The organism is Streptomyces sp. NBC_00285 (assembly GCF_036174265.1).
GTDB lineage: Bacteria > Actinomycetota > Actinomycetes > Streptomycetales > Streptomycetaceae > Streptomyces.
The window spans coordinates 2,402,444-2,418,267 of sequence record NZ_CP108055.1; the positions used below are offsets into that span (position 1 = coordinate 2,402,444).

At 70.2% G+C, this 15,824-nt stretch carries 14 protein-coding genes; 2 read left to right on the forward strand and 12 right to left on the reverse strand.

What is annotated here, in order from left to right; all coding sequences use genetic code 11:
- Position 1: 1 nt before the first annotated feature.
- The 3 genes from OHT57_RS10965 to OHT57_RS10975 form a co-directional block, all read right to left on the reverse strand.
- Positions 2-316, reverse strand: a complete 315-nt coding sequence (locus OHT57_RS10965) for a hypothetical protein (RefSeq protein ID WP_328753533.1) — start codon at positions 314-316, stop codon at positions 2-4.
- 7 nt (positions 317-323) lie between these two features.
- Complete coding sequence (locus OHT57_RS10970; protein ID WP_328745952.1) at positions 324-779, reverse strand: VOC family protein; 456 nt, start codon at positions 777-779, stop codon at positions 324-326.
- 160 nt (positions 780-939) lie between these two features.
- On the reverse strand, positions 940-1,587 hold the full coding sequence (locus OHT57_RS10975; RefSeq protein ID WP_328753168.1) for an NAD(P)H-binding protein: 648 nt from the start codon (positions 1,585-1,587) through the stop codon (positions 940-942).
- A gap of 100 nt (positions 1,588-1,687) precedes the next feature.
- Between OHT57_RS10975 and OHT57_RS10980 the strand changes: the two genes are divergently transcribed.
- Complete coding sequence (locus OHT57_RS10980; RefSeq protein ID WP_328745954.1) at positions 1,688-2,371, forward strand: GntR family transcriptional regulator; 684 nt, start codon at positions 1,688-1,690, stop codon at positions 2,369-2,371.
- A gap of 65 nt (positions 2,372-2,436) precedes the next feature.
- The gene (locus OHT57_RS10985; RefSeq protein ID WP_328745955.1) at positions 2,437-3,207 is read left to right on the forward strand and encodes an SDR family NAD(P)-dependent oxidoreductase; all 771 of its coding nucleotides are present in this window, start codon (positions 2,437-2,439) and stop codon (positions 3,205-3,207) included.
- 264 nt (positions 3,208-3,471) lie between these two features.
- Here OHT57_RS10985 and OHT57_RS10990 read toward each other — a convergent pair whose 3' ends face one another.
- The 9 genes from OHT57_RS10990 to OHT57_RS11030 all read right to left on the reverse strand — a co-directional run bounded on the left by OHT57_RS10990 (position 3,472) and on the right by OHT57_RS11030 (position 15,439).
- The gene (locus OHT57_RS10990) at positions 3,472-5,487 is read right to left on the reverse strand and encodes an FtsX-like permease family protein (RefSeq protein WP_328745956.1); all 2,016 of its coding nucleotides are present in this window, start codon (positions 5,485-5,487) and stop codon (positions 3,472-3,474) included.
- 15 nt (positions 5,488-5,502) lie between these two features.
- On the reverse strand, positions 5,503-6,186 hold the full coding sequence (locus OHT57_RS10995; RefSeq protein ID WP_328745957.1) for an ABC transporter ATP-binding protein: 684 nt from the start codon (positions 6,184-6,186) through the stop codon (positions 5,503-5,505).
- A 19-nt stretch (positions 6,187-6,205) separates the two neighbouring features.
- On the reverse strand, positions 6,206-6,577 hold the full coding sequence (locus OHT57_RS11000) for a DUF4333 domain-containing protein (protein ID WP_328745958.1): 372 nt from the start codon (positions 6,575-6,577) through the stop codon (positions 6,206-6,208).
- Positions 6,578-7,024: 447 nt separating this feature from the next.
- Positions 7,025-8,455 (reverse strand): family 43 glycosylhydrolase, encoded by a 1,431-nt coding sequence (locus OHT57_RS11005; RefSeq protein ID WP_328745959.1) that lies wholly within the window; start codon positions 8,453-8,455, stop codon positions 7,025-7,027.
- Positions 8,456-8,489: 34 nt separating this feature from the next.
- The gene (locus tag OHT57_RS11010; protein ID WP_328745960.1) at positions 8,490-11,099 is read right to left on the reverse strand and encodes a family 78 glycoside hydrolase catalytic domain; all 2,610 of its coding nucleotides are present in this window, start codon (positions 11,097-11,099) and stop codon (positions 8,490-8,492) included.
- Positions 11,096-11,992: a carbohydrate ABC transporter permease gene (locus OHT57_RS11015; protein WP_328745961.1), complete on the reverse strand. Its 897-nt coding sequence runs from the start codon at positions 11,990-11,992 to the stop codon at positions 11,096-11,098. The genes OHT57_RS11010 and OHT57_RS11015 overlap by 4 nt, the downstream gene beginning before the upstream one ends.
- A 6-nt stretch (positions 11,993-11,998) precedes the next feature.
- On the reverse strand, positions 11,999-12,883 hold the full coding sequence (locus OHT57_RS11020) for a carbohydrate ABC transporter permease (RefSeq protein WP_328745962.1): 885 nt from the start codon (positions 12,881-12,883) through the stop codon (positions 11,999-12,001).
- A gap of 50 nt (positions 12,884-12,933) precedes the next feature.
- Complete coding sequence (locus tag OHT57_RS11025; RefSeq protein ID WP_328745963.1) at positions 12,934-14,235, reverse strand: ABC transporter substrate-binding protein; 1,302 nt, start codon at positions 14,233-14,235, stop codon at positions 12,934-12,936.
- Positions 14,236-14,440: 205 nt separating this feature from the next.
- Entirely contained in the window at positions 14,441-15,439 is a 999-nt protein-coding gene (locus OHT57_RS11030; RefSeq protein ID WP_328745964.1) for a LacI family DNA-binding transcriptional regulator, read from the reverse strand.
- Positions 15,440-15,824: the final 385 nt, after the last annotated feature.

Below are 15,824 nucleotides of genomic sequence, written 5' to 3' on the forward strand. Positions count from 1 at the left end.
ACTACGCCGCCGGCGCTCCCGCCGGCACAGCGAGCGGACCGAACCTGGCCCGGCCCCGGTCCGCGGCCTCCTCGACGCAGCGGAGTCCGTCGTCGACGGGGTCGAGGGCGAGTTGGTGGGAGGCCCCTGCCGGCACCGGCACCGGCACCGCCGGCCGCGCCGCCGACGAGGTTCCGGGCGGCCCAGCCCACACCCTGTGGCTGCGGGGGCCTCGCGGCGGGAAGACGGCGTGCCGCGGGTGCTCAGCGGTGAAGCCGATCCCGCCCAGCGCCTGCTCGCAGTGCCGGTCCGCGGGCGGTCCCGGTTGTCGCGGCACCGGTCCATTAGTTGCTGGGGTCCGAGCGAAGTGGCGTAGCGAACACTTGGGAGTCGTCGGCGAACGCCTTGAACTCCAGGGCGTTGCCGGCCGGGTCGAGCAGGAACATCGTCCACTGCTCGCCGGTTTCGCCTGCAAAGCGCACGTAGGGCTCGATGACGAATTCGGTGTCGGCGGCGTGCAGTTGGTCGGCGAGCCGGTGGAAGGCGTCGATGGTCAGGATCAGCCCGAAGTGCGGTACGGGGACGTCATGGCCGTCGACCGGGTTGTGCATCTGTCCGGCGCGGGCCGGAGCGAGGTGGGTGACGAACTGGTGGCCGTGCAGATTCCAGTCCACCCAGGTGTCGGCGCTGCGGCCCTGCTCCAGGCCGAGTGTCTCGCCGTAGAAACGGCGGGCGGCGTCGAGGTCGTCGACCGGGACGGCGAGGTGGAATCGGGGGATGGGGGAGGCGAGAACGGACATGGATCCGGGGTTCCTTCCGTGACGCATGGAGTGAAGTGGCTGACGCTTACCAGTTTTGACGGGTGGGCGAAATGATCAGGTCGTTGACGGTGGCGTCGGCGGGCTGATCGAGGGCGTCCGCGACGCTCTGAGGGTCGCCCAGGGGTGTTGGGTGTGGCTGTCAGGTGGCTGCGAGGCGGGCGACCGCGTCCGCGACGGGGGTGTCGCCGGAGGTCAGCTCGACGATGACGCGAGTGAGGGCGGGCTCGTGCAGGGCGGCGTCGATGAACGCGGCGACATCCTCGCGGTGCACGTCGCCGTACTCGACAGCGGGCCCGGCAGCGACCCGCCCGGTACCCGATCCGTCCAGCAGGGTGCCGGGGCGGACGATGAGCCAGTCAAGGCTGGTGCGGGTGAGATGGACGTCGGCACTCTTCTTGACCTTGACGTAGTGCTCGAAGCCTTCGGACGCTGCAGCGCCGCGCAGGGCGTCGGGGAACACGGAGACGAGGACGAAGCGCGGGACTCCGGCGTTCTCGGCCGCGGCGGCCGCCTTCTCCAGGCCCTTGCCGTCGATGAGCGTGGTCTTGTCCATGCCGGTTCCGTGGGCGCCGGCCGAGAACACCACCGCGTCGTGACCGGCGAGTTTGCGGGCGAGTTCTGCCACGGAGTCGGCGATCAGGTCGCCGGTCACCGGCGTCGCCCCGGTCGCGCGAATCGTGTCGGCCTGGGCCGGACTGCGGTGCATGCCGGTCACCTCGTCGCCGCGCTCGGACAGCAGGCCGGCGAGCCTCCTGCCGACACCTCCGGCGGCACCGATCTGGAACACCTTCAAGGAAATCGCCTCTCCTGGCTGGACCATCGACTTCATCGACTTGCGTTGTCTCAATGTTGACATTGAGACAACGCAAGGATGTTAACATTGCGACATGGAGAAGACGCAACTCGCAGGAGATCGCGCGGTGGCCCCCGCCCGCCGCCGCGGACTGGCCGACGAGGTCGCCGACCGGATCCGCGAGGCGATCTTCAGCGGTGCATACGCCCCCGGGGCACCACTGCGCGAGGTCGAACTGTCCGGCGTACTCCAGGTCAGCAGGGGTCCGGTGCGTGAAGCTCTGCGCGTACTGGAGCGCGAGGGGCTCGTGCACTGCGCCTGGCACCGCGGGACCGTGGTCACGACACTGTCCGCCGAGGATGTTGCCGAGCTCGACAGCCTGCGCGGCGCGCTTGAGGACCTCGCCGTCCAGCAGGTCATCGCACGCGCCTCGGACGAGGACCTCGCGGCCATCGAGAAGGCGACCGGCGTGATGGACCGCACGACGGACCCGCACGCCATGGTCCGCCTCGACATCGCCTTCCACGACGCCGTGTTCGCCGCCACCGGCCACCAGCGTCTCGCCGCGGCCTGGGAGACCATCCGCTGCCAGGTCCACCTGTTCCTGCTGACCCGCATCGGCCTCAGCACCGAGGGCTACCTCGCCTGCATCCCCCAGGAGCACCACGCGCTGGCCGCCGCCCTGCGCGCCCGGGACCCCCAGACCGCCCTCCCCCTGTTCGCCGCCCACCGCCGCCACGCGGTGGACGTCGTCACCGGCACGTCGAACCCGGCCTGAGCACCGGTCCAACGGCGTCTGGACGCCGCCAGGCGTGGTGAAGCGTCAGCAAGCGAAGGAACACCATGGCAAGCATCACGGGCAGGACCGTTCTGATCGTCGGCGCCTCGTCGGGGATCGGCGCGGAGGTCGCGCGCCGGCTCGGCCACGGCGGCAACCGTCTGGTCGTCACGGCACGACGGGCCCCCGAGCTGGCAGCCCTGGCTGAGGAGGTACGTGCGGCCGGCAGCGCCTGCCTGGACATTGCCGCCGACGCCCTGAACCCGAAGGCGGCCGCCGACGTGGTGGCGGCCGCAGTCGCCGAGTACGGCTCGGTGGACGTGGCCCTGCTCAACGCCGGCCAGGGACCGGACATGTCGATGGACGAGGTCACCGTGGCAGACGTGTCACGGATCATGGCGCTGAACTACGACGTCGTCGTCAACTACCTCATCCCGCTGATCGCGCAGATGGGAGACCAGCCGCACGGTGGCCTGATCGCACACACCAACTCGCTGGCAGGGCTCATGGGCATCCCCCGCCAAGGCCCCTACTCCGCCGCGAAGGCGGCCGCGCGCACGCTCATCGACGCCGCGCGCGTCGAACTGGCGCCCAAGGGCATCCGGTTCACCAGCATCCACCCCGGCTTCGTGGCGACCGACCGGGTCAACGCCGACAGCCTGCCCAAGCCCTTCCAGGTCAGTACAGAGCGCGCGGCACGCCACGTCATCCGTGCTCTGGAGAGAGAACCGGCGCAGGCGTACTTCCCCTGGGCGACGACCGCCCTGGTTCGTACCCTGAGCGTCCTGCCCACCGCGGTCTCCTCGGCAGTCCTGCGGAGCCTGGCATCCCGATAGAGCAGCCGCGGCGTGGGTGGCGGGGGCATCCCGATAGAGCAGCCGCGGCGTGGGTGGCGGGGGCATCCCGACGCCGTGGTCACCTCGCCAGAGGGGCGCCATGGCCCTCGGCGACCTCCGGCAGGCGACTCCCCCGCCCGGTCCGCGCGCCCTCGACGAACGGATCGAGGCCCGAGACACCACTGCAGCCGGCGCCGGCAGGGGATTCATGTCGCCCTGATCCCCGCCGGGTCCGCGTCGCGGGGCGTTCGCCTCGTGCGGGCGTCAGTCCGCCGTCTGTGCCGGGCCCGCCGTCACCTTCCGCAGCAGCGGCCTGCTGCCGGCGATGGCAGCGAGCATGGCCAGCGCGCCGAGGGTCGCGCAGGTCACGAGTTGCACGGCACCGGAGGCGTTGACCGTCGTACCAGCCGCCTTGTTGAGCTGCATGGCGCCGAAGACGCCCATCGCGGTGGTGCCGCCGGCCAGGACCGCCAACGGGAGGACCGTTTCGCGGACTCGGGCCCGGTCCAGCACCTTCAGCGGGGTGCCGGCCAGCCGCAGCAGGCCGTAGATCCGACGCCGGTCGAGGACGTTCGCGGCCGCGGTGAGGCCGGCGGAGGCGGCTGCGACAAGGAAGCTCAGGACCAGGGTGGCGGTGCTGACGGTGGCGATGCGGGCGATGACCGTGTCGTCCGGCGCGGAGACGTACTCCTGCGTGAACGGGTACCTGCCCGACCCCACGGGCGTCAGGGCGGTGACAGCGGTGTCGATGTCCGCCTGGCTGCCGGAGACATGGGCGATCACGCCGGTGGCACCGCCCAGCAGGCTGTCGTAGTCGTCCTCCCTCACCTCGGAGACGGTCGCCCTGACGCCCGTACGGCGCAGCGCGGTACGGGCCTCGGTGGCGGCGTGCCGGGCGTCTGCGGCGTTCGCGGTGATCACGGCCACCTGGCCCTCGTGGCTCGGCCCCTCGAAATCCAGCGTGCTGACGGAGAAGAACCCGGCCACGAACCCCGCGAGCACCAGGCCGCTGACCGTCCGCCAGGCCCCACGCGGATCGTCACTGAGCCGGCGCGCGGCCAGCAGTGTGGCCGGGCGGACGGCGCGGCGGCCCACGATCCGGCCCAGCCGGTCCACGACCCAGGGACCCAGTAGCCAGAACGCGCCGTAGAAGAGCAACAGCATGGCGACCAACTGCCGGGGCTTCAACTGGCCGCCGTCGCTCGTGCCGGCCCAGATGTAGCCCAGGACCACGACGAACAGCACCAGCCGGATCGCGCGGGTGCGGCGCGGGTTCGCCTGCTGGGCCACGCCCAGGGGCGAGGTGGCCACCTGACGCAGCGTGGTCACCGCGCTGACGGTGATCAGCGCGGTCACGGCCAGCACCACCGCCGCGAGCCACGGCAATCCCACCCACAACTGACCGATGTACCAGGCGCCGACGCCGTACGGGAGCTCGGCGAGCGCGGGCAGCAGCGCCGTGTAAGCGAGCGCACCCGCCAGGGCCCCGGCCGCGCCGACTCCGGACGCCTCGACGGCGGTCATGGCGAGGATCTGCCGCGGGGTCGCCCCGGCCAGCCGCAGCGCGGCGAGCCGCTGCTCGCGCCGGGCCGCACCCAGCCGTCCCGCGGCCGAGGCCAGCACGACGACCGGAACGACCAGAAGCACCACACCCATCAGCACGGTCCCCTGGTCGGCGCCGGTGAAGACGTTCTCCTTGGTGCCGGAGAACCCGGAGACCGTTGCGCGCTCGCTCATCCCCTCGTCGTAGTAGCTCTGTTCCCCGGCGGCCTTGGAGACGGCCGGGTCGCCGGGGGCCCGTCCGACCACCGCGACCAGTTCGTCGGGCGAGGCGAGACCGGCGGCGCCGATCGTGCCGTAGGACGTCGTCTTCGGGAAGCGGTCGGCGAGTCGGCTCGCGGGCAGTTCGTGCAACAGTGCGGCCAGGGACGGGGAGACGTACACCTCGCCCTGCTTCGGGAATCCGCTCAGACCGGGCGGCGCCGGCGTCGGGTTGCGGCCGGGCAGCTGGGCCAGGTTCACGACGGTGACCGGTTCGTGGCGGACGTATGTCGTGGTGGTGGCCTGGACGGCTGTGGCCCGCTTCGCCGGTACGGCGTCGGGGGTGCGCCACGTGGTGTGGTCGGCGCGGGCGCCGGCGCCCAGGGCGACGGCGGTCATCACCAGCAGGAGGAACGAGCCGACGGCGGCGGCGCCGGCCGCGAGCAGCTGGGACTGCAGGCCGCGACGGCCGGAGGATCTGGCGAGGTGCCAGGTCAGGGGCAGGACGGGGGAACGCATGGCATCTCCTGCCGTTCAGGCGACGGTGTACTGGCTGTGGCCGCTGATGCGGCCGTCGCGGACCTGGAGGATCCGGTCGCAGTGGGCGGCGACGTCGGCGTCGTGGGTGACCATGACCAGGGCGGCGCCCGTGTCCCGGGTGGCTGAGGTCAGCAGCCGGATGACCTCTGTACTGGTGGTCTGGTCGAGGGCGCCGGTGGGCTCGTCGGCGAAGACGACGTCCGGTTCGACGACCAGGGCGCGGGCGATGGCGACCCGTTGGGCCTGGCCGCCGGAGAGCTGTCCGGGGCGACGGTGCTCCAACCCCTCCAGGCCCAGCGGCGCGAACCAGCGGCGGGCACGCTCGACGGCTGCCTTGCGCGGGACGCCCTCCAGCATCAGCGGCAGAGCCACGTTCTCCTCCGCCGGCAGTTCCGGCAGCAGCTGACCGAACTGGAACACGAACCCGAACCGCTTGCGGCGCAGTGCGCTGAGCCTGTTCTCGCCCAGGTTGTCGACGCGCTCGCCGCGCAACAGCACCTGGCCGCCGTCCGGGCGGATGATCCCGGCGAGGGTGTGCAGCAGGGTCGACTTGCCGGACCCCGAGGGGCCCATGATCGCCAGTGAGTCGCGCTCACGGACCTCGACGTCCACGCCGGCCAGCGCGCTGGTGGAGCCGTACTTCTTGACGAGGCCGTGTCCGGCCAGGACGGTGCTCATGGTGTGTGGTGGGCCCTTCTCAGCGCTCGAACTTCCAGGTGACGCTCGTGGCGTCCGCCCTGGTCACCCGGACGGGGATCTTGACGGTCGCGCCGTCGTTCTTCTTGCCGGTGCAGGTGAGGGTGGCTCCGGTCACGGCCTTGAGGCCGGTCGGGCAGGTGACGTCGGAGACCTTGGCGCCGACCCAGGGCAGCGGGTGGTACTTGCTCTCGGTGCGGCCCGCGACGATGTCCGCCGCGAGCGCCCGGTGGCCGTCCACCGATCTCGTCGTGTGGTCGTCCAGCCCGGTGGTCGACTCGGTTCCGGCGAGCAGATACGTGCCGAGTCCGCCGAGCGCGACCACGGCACTCATACCGCCGACGATGCCGACGAGGAATTTACTGCGCTGCATCGCGTACTCCTGGTGTCCGTGGTGAGGATGCGGCTCCACCCTCGCCCGCGGCCCCGGGCGCACGCCTCGGCCGAACGGTCAGGATCGCGGGCCGGATCCGCGGCCCCCTCGACCGTTCGGCCGATCCGCTGCCGGAGGCCTGGCCCACGGCGATCGACGCGAAGACTGTTTCCACCCGGACTGCGCCCGTGGCCTCGCCGCCGGACGCCTGCTCGCCGCGGCCGTCATCGACGTTGCGCTCACGGATTCATGTCGTGGCGGCGGACCCCGAGCTGCCGGCCCGGCCCGGGCTCGCCGAATCCCATCCGTACGCCAGGATCTCGACAGCGGGCCGGGAGTTCTCCGAACTCCCGGCCCGCTGGGCCTGAGACCTGCTCCTGGACGCCTGAGCCGACAGACCGATGCCGAAAGATGCGCGCCCGGCGGCTCAGGAGGTCGTTCCTGGTGTCAGACGACCATCCACTGCTGGTTGACACCGGCGTTGCAAGTGGCCTGGTCCAGGGCCGCGCCGTTAGCCGAGGACGCCCCGGCGACCTCCAGGCACTTGCCGCTGTTGACGTTGGTGAAGGTGACGTAGCCGCCGATCACCGCCGTCCTCGTCCACAGCTGGTGCGAGGCACCGGTGCAGGTCGACTGGACGGCCACCGCTCCGTTGGCGGTGGAGGCGCCGGAGATCTGCAGGCACTTGCCGCTGTTGACGTTGACCAGCCGGTAGTTCGAGCCGACGGCCGTCGCCACCCACTGCTGGTTGGTTCCGGAGTTGCAGTTCCCGGAGTTGACGGCCGCCCCGTCCGCCGTGCTCAACGACCAGACGTCCGCGCATTTGGCGCTGTTCCGGTTGAGCAGGTGGTTGTTGGCCGCGCCGAGCGGTCCGGCGAGGACCGGCCAGCCGTTCGCGAAGGTCACCTGGCGGATGTCGAGGGTCTCCTGTCCGGAGTTGTCACCGTCGTAGTAGTGGTAGGCGAGGAACTTCGACGTGCCGTCGTCGTAGGCGTCGGCGCCACCCGCGGCCACCCTGGGATAGGCGCCGGTGAGGACGGTGGTCCCGCCGCCGGAGGCCATGTCGGTGCCGCTTTGGTCCAGGTAGGGGCCGGTGATGCTGGTGGAGCGGCCGACCACCGTGTAGTAGGTGCTGCTGACTCCGCTGCAGCACAGGCCCTTGGAGCCGAAGAGGTAGTAGTAGCCGCCGTCGAGGATGATCGTGGGGTTCTCGATGTTGACGGCGATGTGCCACAGGTTGTTGTCGGTGGTGGAGAGCTTGCCGGTGGACTGGTCCAGGACGTGCATGTAGGTGCCGGAGCCGGTCCAGGAGCCCCAGGAGATGTAGAGCCGGCCGTCCGGGCCCCAGTCGACGTTGGGGTCGATCGGGTAGTTGACGTCCGTGACCAGGCCCTGATCGGTCCACGGGCCCTCGATGTTCGTCGCGGTGGCGAGTCCCATCACCGCGTAGTTCGAGCCCCAGAGCGAACCGGCGTAGTACAGGTGGTAGGCGCCGTTGAAGTACTTGATGTCGGGGGCCCAGATGTTCGGCGGGGTCGAGCCCAGCTTGGCGGTGATCCAGGACGGGGTCGACGACCACACGTTGCCGACCTTGGTCCACCCGGAGGCGGCGGTGCCGGCACAGGTCTTGCGGACGGTGATGGATCCGCTGGGGTTGAGAGAGTCGTTCTCGAACCCTGTGGAGAACCCGTAGTAGCAGCTGCCCACCTTGATGAGGCTGGGGTCGTGCATGCGCAGGTCACCGCTGAGGGCCTGGGCGGGACCGGCCGTGGCCAGGCCCAGGAGGGTGATCAGTGCGACCAGGATCGACGCGAGAGCGGAACGTCGGGCCCTGCCGCGTCTGCCGGGGCGGGGCTCTTCGGTGTCACTTCTGGTCACGCGAGACTCCTTTGTGTCGCTGTGGCTCAGTGGGTCATGTCGGGTCGGAGGCGAGGTGGTGCCGACGCGTGCTGGTGGTCCCGGTGGGCAGGAGGGTCACGCCTCCGTCGGGCCATTCGATGCGTCCGGTCGCGCCGGTGGGCACGGTCGTCTCGACGGTGAGCTGCGTCTCTGCGAGCTCCCATCGGATCGCCACCCGCCCGTACGGCGACTCGTGGGCGGCGCTCGCCCACGAGATGCCGCCGCCCGGCCGGGGCCGGAAGACGACCTCGCGGTAGCCGGGCGCACTCGCGTCGAGCCCGGCGACCGTGGTGTGCAGCCACTGGGCGACGGCGCCGAGCGCGTAGTGGTTGAACGAGGTCATCTCGCCCGGATTGACGGTGCCGTCGGGCAGCATGCTGTCCCATCGCTCCCAGACGGTGGTGGCGTCGTGCTTGAGCGCGTAGAGCCACGAGGGGCACTCATGCTGGAGGAGCAGGGCGTACGCGCTGTCGTCGTGGTGGGTGGCGCTCAGCGCGGGTGCCACCAGCGGGGTTCCGATGAAACCGGTCTGGATGGTGTGTCCGCCCGCCGCGACCAGGTCGGCCAGGCGGCGCCCCGCCGCCGCCCGGGTCGCCGGGCCCGGAAGGAGGTCGAACTGCAGGGCGACGGCGTAGGCGGTCTGTGTGTCGCTGGTCATCAGACCGCCGGGTCCGACGTACTCGGCGACGAAGGTCTGCCGGACGCGATCCGCGAGTTCCTCGTAGCGGCGGCGGTCGTCGACGCGCCCCAGGACACCGGCGGTCCAGGCGACATGGCGCAGGGACCACGCGTAGTACGCGCTCGCGATGAGGTGCCGGTCGGTGCGGCCCGCTCCCGGGTCCTCGGGGGGTGCGAACGGGTCGAGCCAGTCGCCGAGTTGGTACCCGCGGTTCCACAGGCCCGACTCGTCGGCGAGTTCGGTGACGAGGTCGACCCATCGCCGTGCGCTGTCGTACTGGGCGGCGAGGAGACCGGTGTCGCCTGAGGCCCGGTACAGATCCCACGGAGTCAGCGCCACGACGTCGCCCCAGCCGGCGCCCGGTCTGGCCGGGGTCCACTGCTCGCCGCCCGGTATCTCGGGGACGTACCAGGGCACGGTCCCGTCGGCGTGCTGTTCCACGGCGACATCGCGCAGCCAGGACGCGAGCATGCCGTGGCAGTCGTACAGGAAGGCGGCGGTGGGGGCGAAGATCTGGATGTCGCCGGTCCAGCCGAGCCGTTCGTCGCGCTGCGGGCAGTCGGTGGGGAGATCGACGAAGTTGCCGCGCAGACTCCACACCACGTTCTCGTGGAGCCGGTTCACCTGGTCGTTGGAGCACTCGAACCAGCCGGTGCGGGCCATGTCGGTGTGGTGGACGCGGGCGGTGATGTCCAGGTGGGGGTTGCCGCCGCGCCAGCCGGTGATCTCGGCGTAGCGGAAGCCGTGGATGGTGAAGCGCGGCTCCCAGGTTTCCCGGCCGCCGCCCCGCAGGACGTACTGGTCGGTGGAGATCGCGCCGCGCAGGGGGCGTACGCACAGTTCGCCGTCCTGGAGCACCTCGGCGTGGCGGATGACGACCGTGTGCCCGGCCGGGCCGGAGACCGTGACACGGACCCTGCCGACGAGGTTCTGCCCGAAGTCCACCAGGAGCCGGTCGCCGTCCAGGGCGGTCACCAGCACCGGGGCGATCTCCTCGGTGCAGCGCACCGGCGGGCCGGTGGGCGCGACCAGGGTCGCCGGGTTCCGGGTGACGACGTCCACCGCTGACCAGTCGCCGTCGTCGAATTCGGGGCTCGACCAGCCGGGCCGTTCCTGCCGGGCGTCGTACGTCTCACCGTCGAGCAGGCCCGAGGACAGGAGGGGTCCCCGGCCGGCCCGCCAGGACGTGTCGGTGCCGACGACGGTGACGGTCCCGTCCCGGTGGACGATCTCCAGCTGGGCGAGGAGGGCGACGCGGTCGCCGTAGAGGTCGGCATGGCCGCCGTTGAAGCCCAGTCGGCCGCGGTACCAGCCGTCGGCCAGCCAGGCGCCGATGGTGTTGTCGCCGGCGCGCAGGTGCTCGGTGACGTCGTGGGTCTGGTAGCGCAGTCGGTGGTCGTAGCTGGTCCAGCCGGGGGCGAGGGTGTGGTCGCCGACCCGACGGCCGTTGATCTCGATCTCGTACAGGCCGTGGGCGGTGACGTACAGCCGTGCGCGCTCCACCTCCGCGCCGGCCTGGAAGTCCTTGCGCAGCAGCGGTGGACGCCGCTCGCCGTCGAGCCGCTCGACCGACTCGCGCTGCGGCGAGATCGCGTGCGCGGTCCAGTCCGTGGGCTCCAGCAGGCCCGTCTCCAGGCGCAGGGCCGGGCTCCAGTCGGAGGCCGCGCCGTCGGCTCCGCGGACCCGGACGCGTATCTCGGCGGGTTCCCGCGATGCCAGTGGCCGGTCCGGCCAGTCGACGAGGACGGATGCTTCGGAGGTCACCCAGGGGGTGCGGTGCGTTCGGTCGGTGCGGGTGATCTCGATCTGGTGGGCGTGTTGTGTCCAGCCGGGAGGTGCCGCGGTCCTCCAGGAGAGCCGGGGCGAGGACTCGCCGATGCCGAACGGCTCCCGGTGGTGCTCCGTGGTCGGAGCGGCCACGGCCGGTAGGGACTGGTGGGTCATCCCTTCACCGCCCCGGCGGTGAGGCCCTTGATGATGCGCTGGTTGATGAGCAGGTAGAGCACCAGGGCGCCTACGACGTTGATGCTGATGGCGGCGAACAGCGGGCCGTAGGACGTCTCGCCGTACTGGCCGGTGAAGTTGAGCAGCCCGACCTGGATGGTGCGCAGGTCGTCGTCGGTGGTGAAGGTCAGCGAGATGAGCAGGTCGTTCCAGATGAAGAAGAACTGCACCAGCGCGACCGTGAAGACGGCGTTGCGGACGGCGGGGAACCCGATCCGCCAGAAGGCCGTGAGGATGCTCGCCCCGTCGAGGGTGGCGGCTTCGAAGAGCTCGCGCGGGACCGCCCGGAAGTAGGTGGCCATCATGAAGACGGTGAGCGGGAGGCCGACCGCGGTGTAGGTGATGATCAGTGGCCACATCGTGCCGGACAGTCCGGACTGGAAGTACACCCGGAACAGGGGCAGCAGGATCATCTGGCTCGGCACCATGATGCCCAGCAGGAAGACCAGGAGGACCTGGTGGCGGCCGCGCCAGATCATCACCTCCAGGGCGAAGCCCGCGGCGGTGCCCAGCACGATGATGAGCGCGAGGGAGGGCACCGTGGCCAGGAGGCTGTTGCGCACGTAGAGGGCGACGTGGCCGGTCGTCCACGCCTCGGTGTAGTTGCCGAAGTCCCACTTGCCGGGCAGCGTCCAGGCGGGGTCGTTGACGAACTCGGACTGGGTCTTGAAGGAGCTGAGCAGCAGCCATGCCAGCGGTGCCAGTTCGATCACCACCAGCAGGGCGACGAGCAGGTTGCGGGTCAGGCGCCGGGCGTACCCGGGCTTGCGGGTGGTGGCGGACCGTGGGCTGGGCAGGAGTTTCCGCGGCGGGGCCGTCATGGTGTCGGTCATGGGGGTTCAGCCCTTGGTCAGGTCGCGTCGCGAGAAGCGGAAGATGATGAGGGTGACGCCGAGGCAGACCACGGTGAGCAGGGAGGCGATGGTGCTGCCGTAGCCGTAGTCGCCGTAGGAGAACGCGGTGCGGAACATGTACAGCGTCAGGGGCGTCGTGTCGCTGCCCGGTCCGCCGTTGGTCAGGGCGAGGACCGAGTCGAACACCTTGAGGGTGCCGTTGATGCTGAACACGACCGAGGACAGCAGTACGGGTGCGGACAGCGGCAGGACGATGTGCCGGATCAGCCGCCATCCGGTGGCGCCGTCCAGCCGCGCCGACTCGAGCGTCTCCTCGGGGATGTCGAGGAGCCCGGCGAAGATGAGGACGCCGTAGAAGCCCATGGAGCGCCATACGTCCATGACGACGAGGACGATGAAGGATCCGCCGGCGCTCGCGAACCAGTCGCCGTGGTGGATGCCCAGCCCCTCGACGGCGACGTTGGCCAGGCCGTTCTGCGGGGCGACGGCGAAGAGCTTCTGGAACATCAGGGCGACCGCGACCGTCGGGAGGATCACCGGGAAGAACACCAGCGTCCGGACGGCCGCGGACGACCTGCGCAGGACGAACACGTAGAGCAGGGCGAGGAGATATCCGCACAGGACCTGCCCGGCGCTGACGGCGAGTCCGTACTTGAACGTGAACCACAGTGCCGAGTGCGCCTGCGGGTCGTGCCAGAGCTTCTCGAAGTTGCCGAACCCGTCGAAGGTGAAGCCCTCGATGACGTTGCCCTTGAAGAAGGTGTAGCCCAGGGACCAGCCCATCGGCACCAGCATCACCAGGGTGTACACCAGCAGCGCCGGGCCCAGCAGGACGGCGATGGCACGGCGGTCTCCCAGAACTGAACGCATGACGGCTCTCTCACGAAGGGTTCGGTGCGGACGGCGGTGGTGCGCAGGGGTCAGCCGTTGTCGAGATCGGTCTGGATCTTCTGCATGAAGTCCTTGGCCGAGAGGGAGCCGGTGACGAGCGGCGCGGCGTTCGTCTGGCTGGTCTCCGTGGCCTTCGTGTTGAAGAGCGCCTCGAACCACAGGGTGCTCGTCTTGGTCTTCGTGATGGTGTCCTGGACGGTCTGGGTGAGCGGCGGGAGGGTGCCGGTGTCGCCGCCCGGCTTGAACCCGGAAACCGTGCCCTGGTCCTTGAGCGAGGCCGCGCCGTAGTTCTTGGTGATGCAGGAGAGCCAGTCGCCGACCTCGGCGTTGTAGGACTTGGCGGAGACCGCGACCGGGAGGCCGACGTTGGCGGGGATCTGGTCCGCGCTGCCCTTGCCGCCCGCGACGGTCGGGAACGGCATGAAGCCGACGTTGGCCGCGCCGATCTTGTTCTTGGTCTTGTCGTTGAAGTCGCCGAGCGCCCAGCTGCCCATGTAGAACATGGCGGCCTTGCCGGTGAGGAACTGCTGCACCGCGGTGTCGTAGTCGATCGAGCCGACGCCCTTGCCGAAGTAGCCCGCCTTGCCGAGGTCGGCGATGGCCTGCGCGGCCTTCACATAGGCGGGGTCGGTCAGCTTGGCCTTGCCGTCGGCGACCGCCTGGAGGGCGTCGGGGCCCAGCTCCCGGTAGAGGTAGCCGCTGACGAGGCGGGTGAGGGGCCAGCCGTCCTTGCCGTCCGCGGAGAACGGGGTGACATCGGCACTCTTGAACTTCGCGGCGGCGGCGACCAGTTCGTCGTAGGTGGCCGGAGTGGCGACATGGTGCTCGGCGAAGAGCGTCTTGTTGTACCAGATGCCCTCGATGTTGAACTGGTACGGCATCACGTTGAACTTGCCGTACAGGTTCTCGACGGTCTTGATCGCCGCCGGCTGGAGGTCGTCCCACACCCCGAGGTCCTTGAGCGTCTTCTCCAGGTCCAGGACCTGGCCCGCCTTGTCCAGGGTCTTGGTCAGCTGCGGTGTGCCGCCCGCCGCGAACTGCACCGGCAGGGCGTTCTGCCCGGCGAGAAGCTGCACCTTCTGGTCGACGTTGCCGATCGGCAGCGTCTGGATCTTCAACGGCAGAGCCTTGTTCTGCGACGCGCACGAGCCCTTGCTCAGGGTGGTGAGCTCCTGCTGCACGATGTGGTTGTCATCGTTGATGGTGAGGCTGAACTCCTTGGCGCCGCCGCTCGACGCGTTCGAACCGCTGCCGCAGGCACTCAGCAGAAGACCGGCGGAGGTGGCGGTTGCCAGGACAGCAAGGCTGCGGGGCTTGAGGGTGTGGTGCACGGGATGACTCCTCGCGGTGCACAGCGCATTGAAGCGCTTCAATGTTGCCCCGGAACCTACGGCCCGCTACGCGACCATGTCAAGGATGATTCGCCGGTATTTCCGAACCGCAATGTGCCCACCGCGTCAGGAATCGGGCGCGCCCGCGGACCGTCCCCCGCATCGGAGACGGGGGGGGGGACGGTCCGCGGACCGGGTGGGCGAATCAGCGCGGTGCGCTGGCCCGGACGATCAGCTCCGGTTCGAGCACGACGGTGGCGTGGCGGTGCTGCGCGCCCGAGGCCACCTCGTCCATCAGCAGCCGCATCGCTTCCTGCCCCATCGCCCGCCCCGGCAGGTCCACCGCGGTCAGGGGAACGGCGGCGGAACCGGCCGTCCGGTTGTTCTCGCACCCGATGATCGCGATCCGGTCGGGCACGCCGATGCCGGCCACCGTGTGGAGCTCGTGGATGATGCCGTTGGCCAGTTCGTCGGCGACGACGACGAGACCGTCCGGCAGGTCGTCGGGCCGGCGCCCGGCGAGAGCCCGGCCGACCTCGTGCCCGTGCGCCGTGGTCAGTCCTGCGCTGTCGATCTCCTCCAGCGTCACGCGTCCGCCGGCCTCCTCGACCGCCGCGCGTACCCCTCTGCGCCGGTCACGCACGGGCTGGTAGTCGTCGTGCGCGACCACGTACGCCAGCCTGGTGCGTCCCGTGTCGATGAGGTGGCGGGCCGCGAGATACCCCACGTGCTCGTTGTTGACGAGCACCGAGCAGCAAGTGCCCGGTTTCGGCGAGAAGTTGAGGAGCACGATCTGACGTCCGTGCGAGCGCATCCGGGCGATGCCGTCGGTGGAGTCCTCCATGGGGGCCAGCAGTACGCCGGTCACCCTGGCCTCGTCGAAGACGTCCAGGTAGTCGTTCTGGAGTCCCATGTCGCACGTCGTGTTCGCGAGCAGGAGGTTGAGGCCGGCCGCGCGGGCCGCCTCCTGCGCTCCGTGCGCCATGTCGATGAACAGCGAGTTCTCGATGTCCGCGAGCACCATGCCGACACTGTCGTTGGACCCCGAGGCCAGTGAGCGGGCCGCGTCGTTGCGCACGAAACCCAGCCGGCTTATGGCTTCGCGCACGCGCTGCGCCGTCACGGGGCTGACCTTGGCCGGATGGTTCAGGACGTTGGAGACCGTGCCGAGCGAGACGCCCGCCGCCTTCGCGACATCCTGCATGCTCGGACCGGCATGTCCATTTGCTCGTGGACCTGCGGCTGCCACGACGCTCCTCGGCTTCCGGTCTCATGCGAACTGGGCACGTCACTGACGGGGCCCAGCCGGTGTGAACAGACGCAGGATACACGCTCACGTTAAAGCGCTCCAATGACTCTCGCGCACACGCCCTGACACTTGGTGGCTGCGAGAGCATACGGCCAGGTCACGGCGTTTCGCTGATATGCCCCGCGAACTGCCGCGCTCCTCGGCGGTGTCTGCTCGACGGGCCCGGCCACAGGAGCGGCATCCGGCCCAGGACTTGCTGCGGCCTGCAGGATGACTGCGGGAACTCTTGACGTTCGGCCCGGAGAGTGCCAGCCTCACACCGCTGAAGCGATTGAAGCGT

Bases quoted from the DNA above. Each gene is read 5' to 3' on its own strand.
- OHT57_RS10995 (WP_328745957.1), bottom strand. From the start codon at position 6,186: ATGAGCACCGTCCTGGCCGGACACGGCCTCGTCAAGAAGTACGGCTCC.
- OHT57_RS11010 (WP_328745960.1), bottom strand. From the start codon at position 11,099: ATGACCCACCAGTCCCTACCGGCCGTGGCCGCTCCGACCACGGAGCAC.
- OHT57_RS10985 (WP_328745955.1), top strand. From the start codon at position 2,437: ATGGCAAGCATCACGGGCAGGACCGTTCTGATCGTCGGCGCCTCGTCG.
- OHT57_RS11015 (WP_328745961.1), bottom strand. From the start codon at position 11,992: ATGACCGACACCATGACGGCCCCGCCGCGGAAACTCCTGCCCAGCCCA.
- OHT57_RS10970 (WP_328745952.1), bottom strand. From the start codon at position 779: ATGTCCGTTCTCGCCTCCCCCATCCCCCGATTCCACCTCGCCGTCCCG.
- OHT57_RS11020 (WP_328745962.1), bottom strand. From the start codon at position 12,883: ATGCGTTCAGTTCTGGGAGACCGCCGTGCCATCGCCGTCCTGCTGGGC.
- OHT57_RS11000 (WP_328745958.1), bottom strand. From the start codon at position 6,577: ATGCAGCGCAGTAAATTCCTCGTCGGCATCGTCGGCGGTATGAGTGCC.
- OHT57_RS11030 (WP_328745964.1), bottom strand. From the start codon at position 15,439: ATGCAGGATGTCGCGAAGGCGGCGGGCGTCTCGCTCGGCACGGTCTCC.
- OHT57_RS10990 (WP_328745956.1), bottom strand. From the start codon at position 5,487: ATGCGTTCCCCCGTCCTGCCCCTGACCTGGCACCTCGCCAGATCCTCC.
- OHT57_RS10980 (WP_328745954.1), top strand. From the start codon at position 1,688: ATGGAGAAGACGCAACTCGCAGGAGATCGCGCGGTGGCCCCCGCCCGC.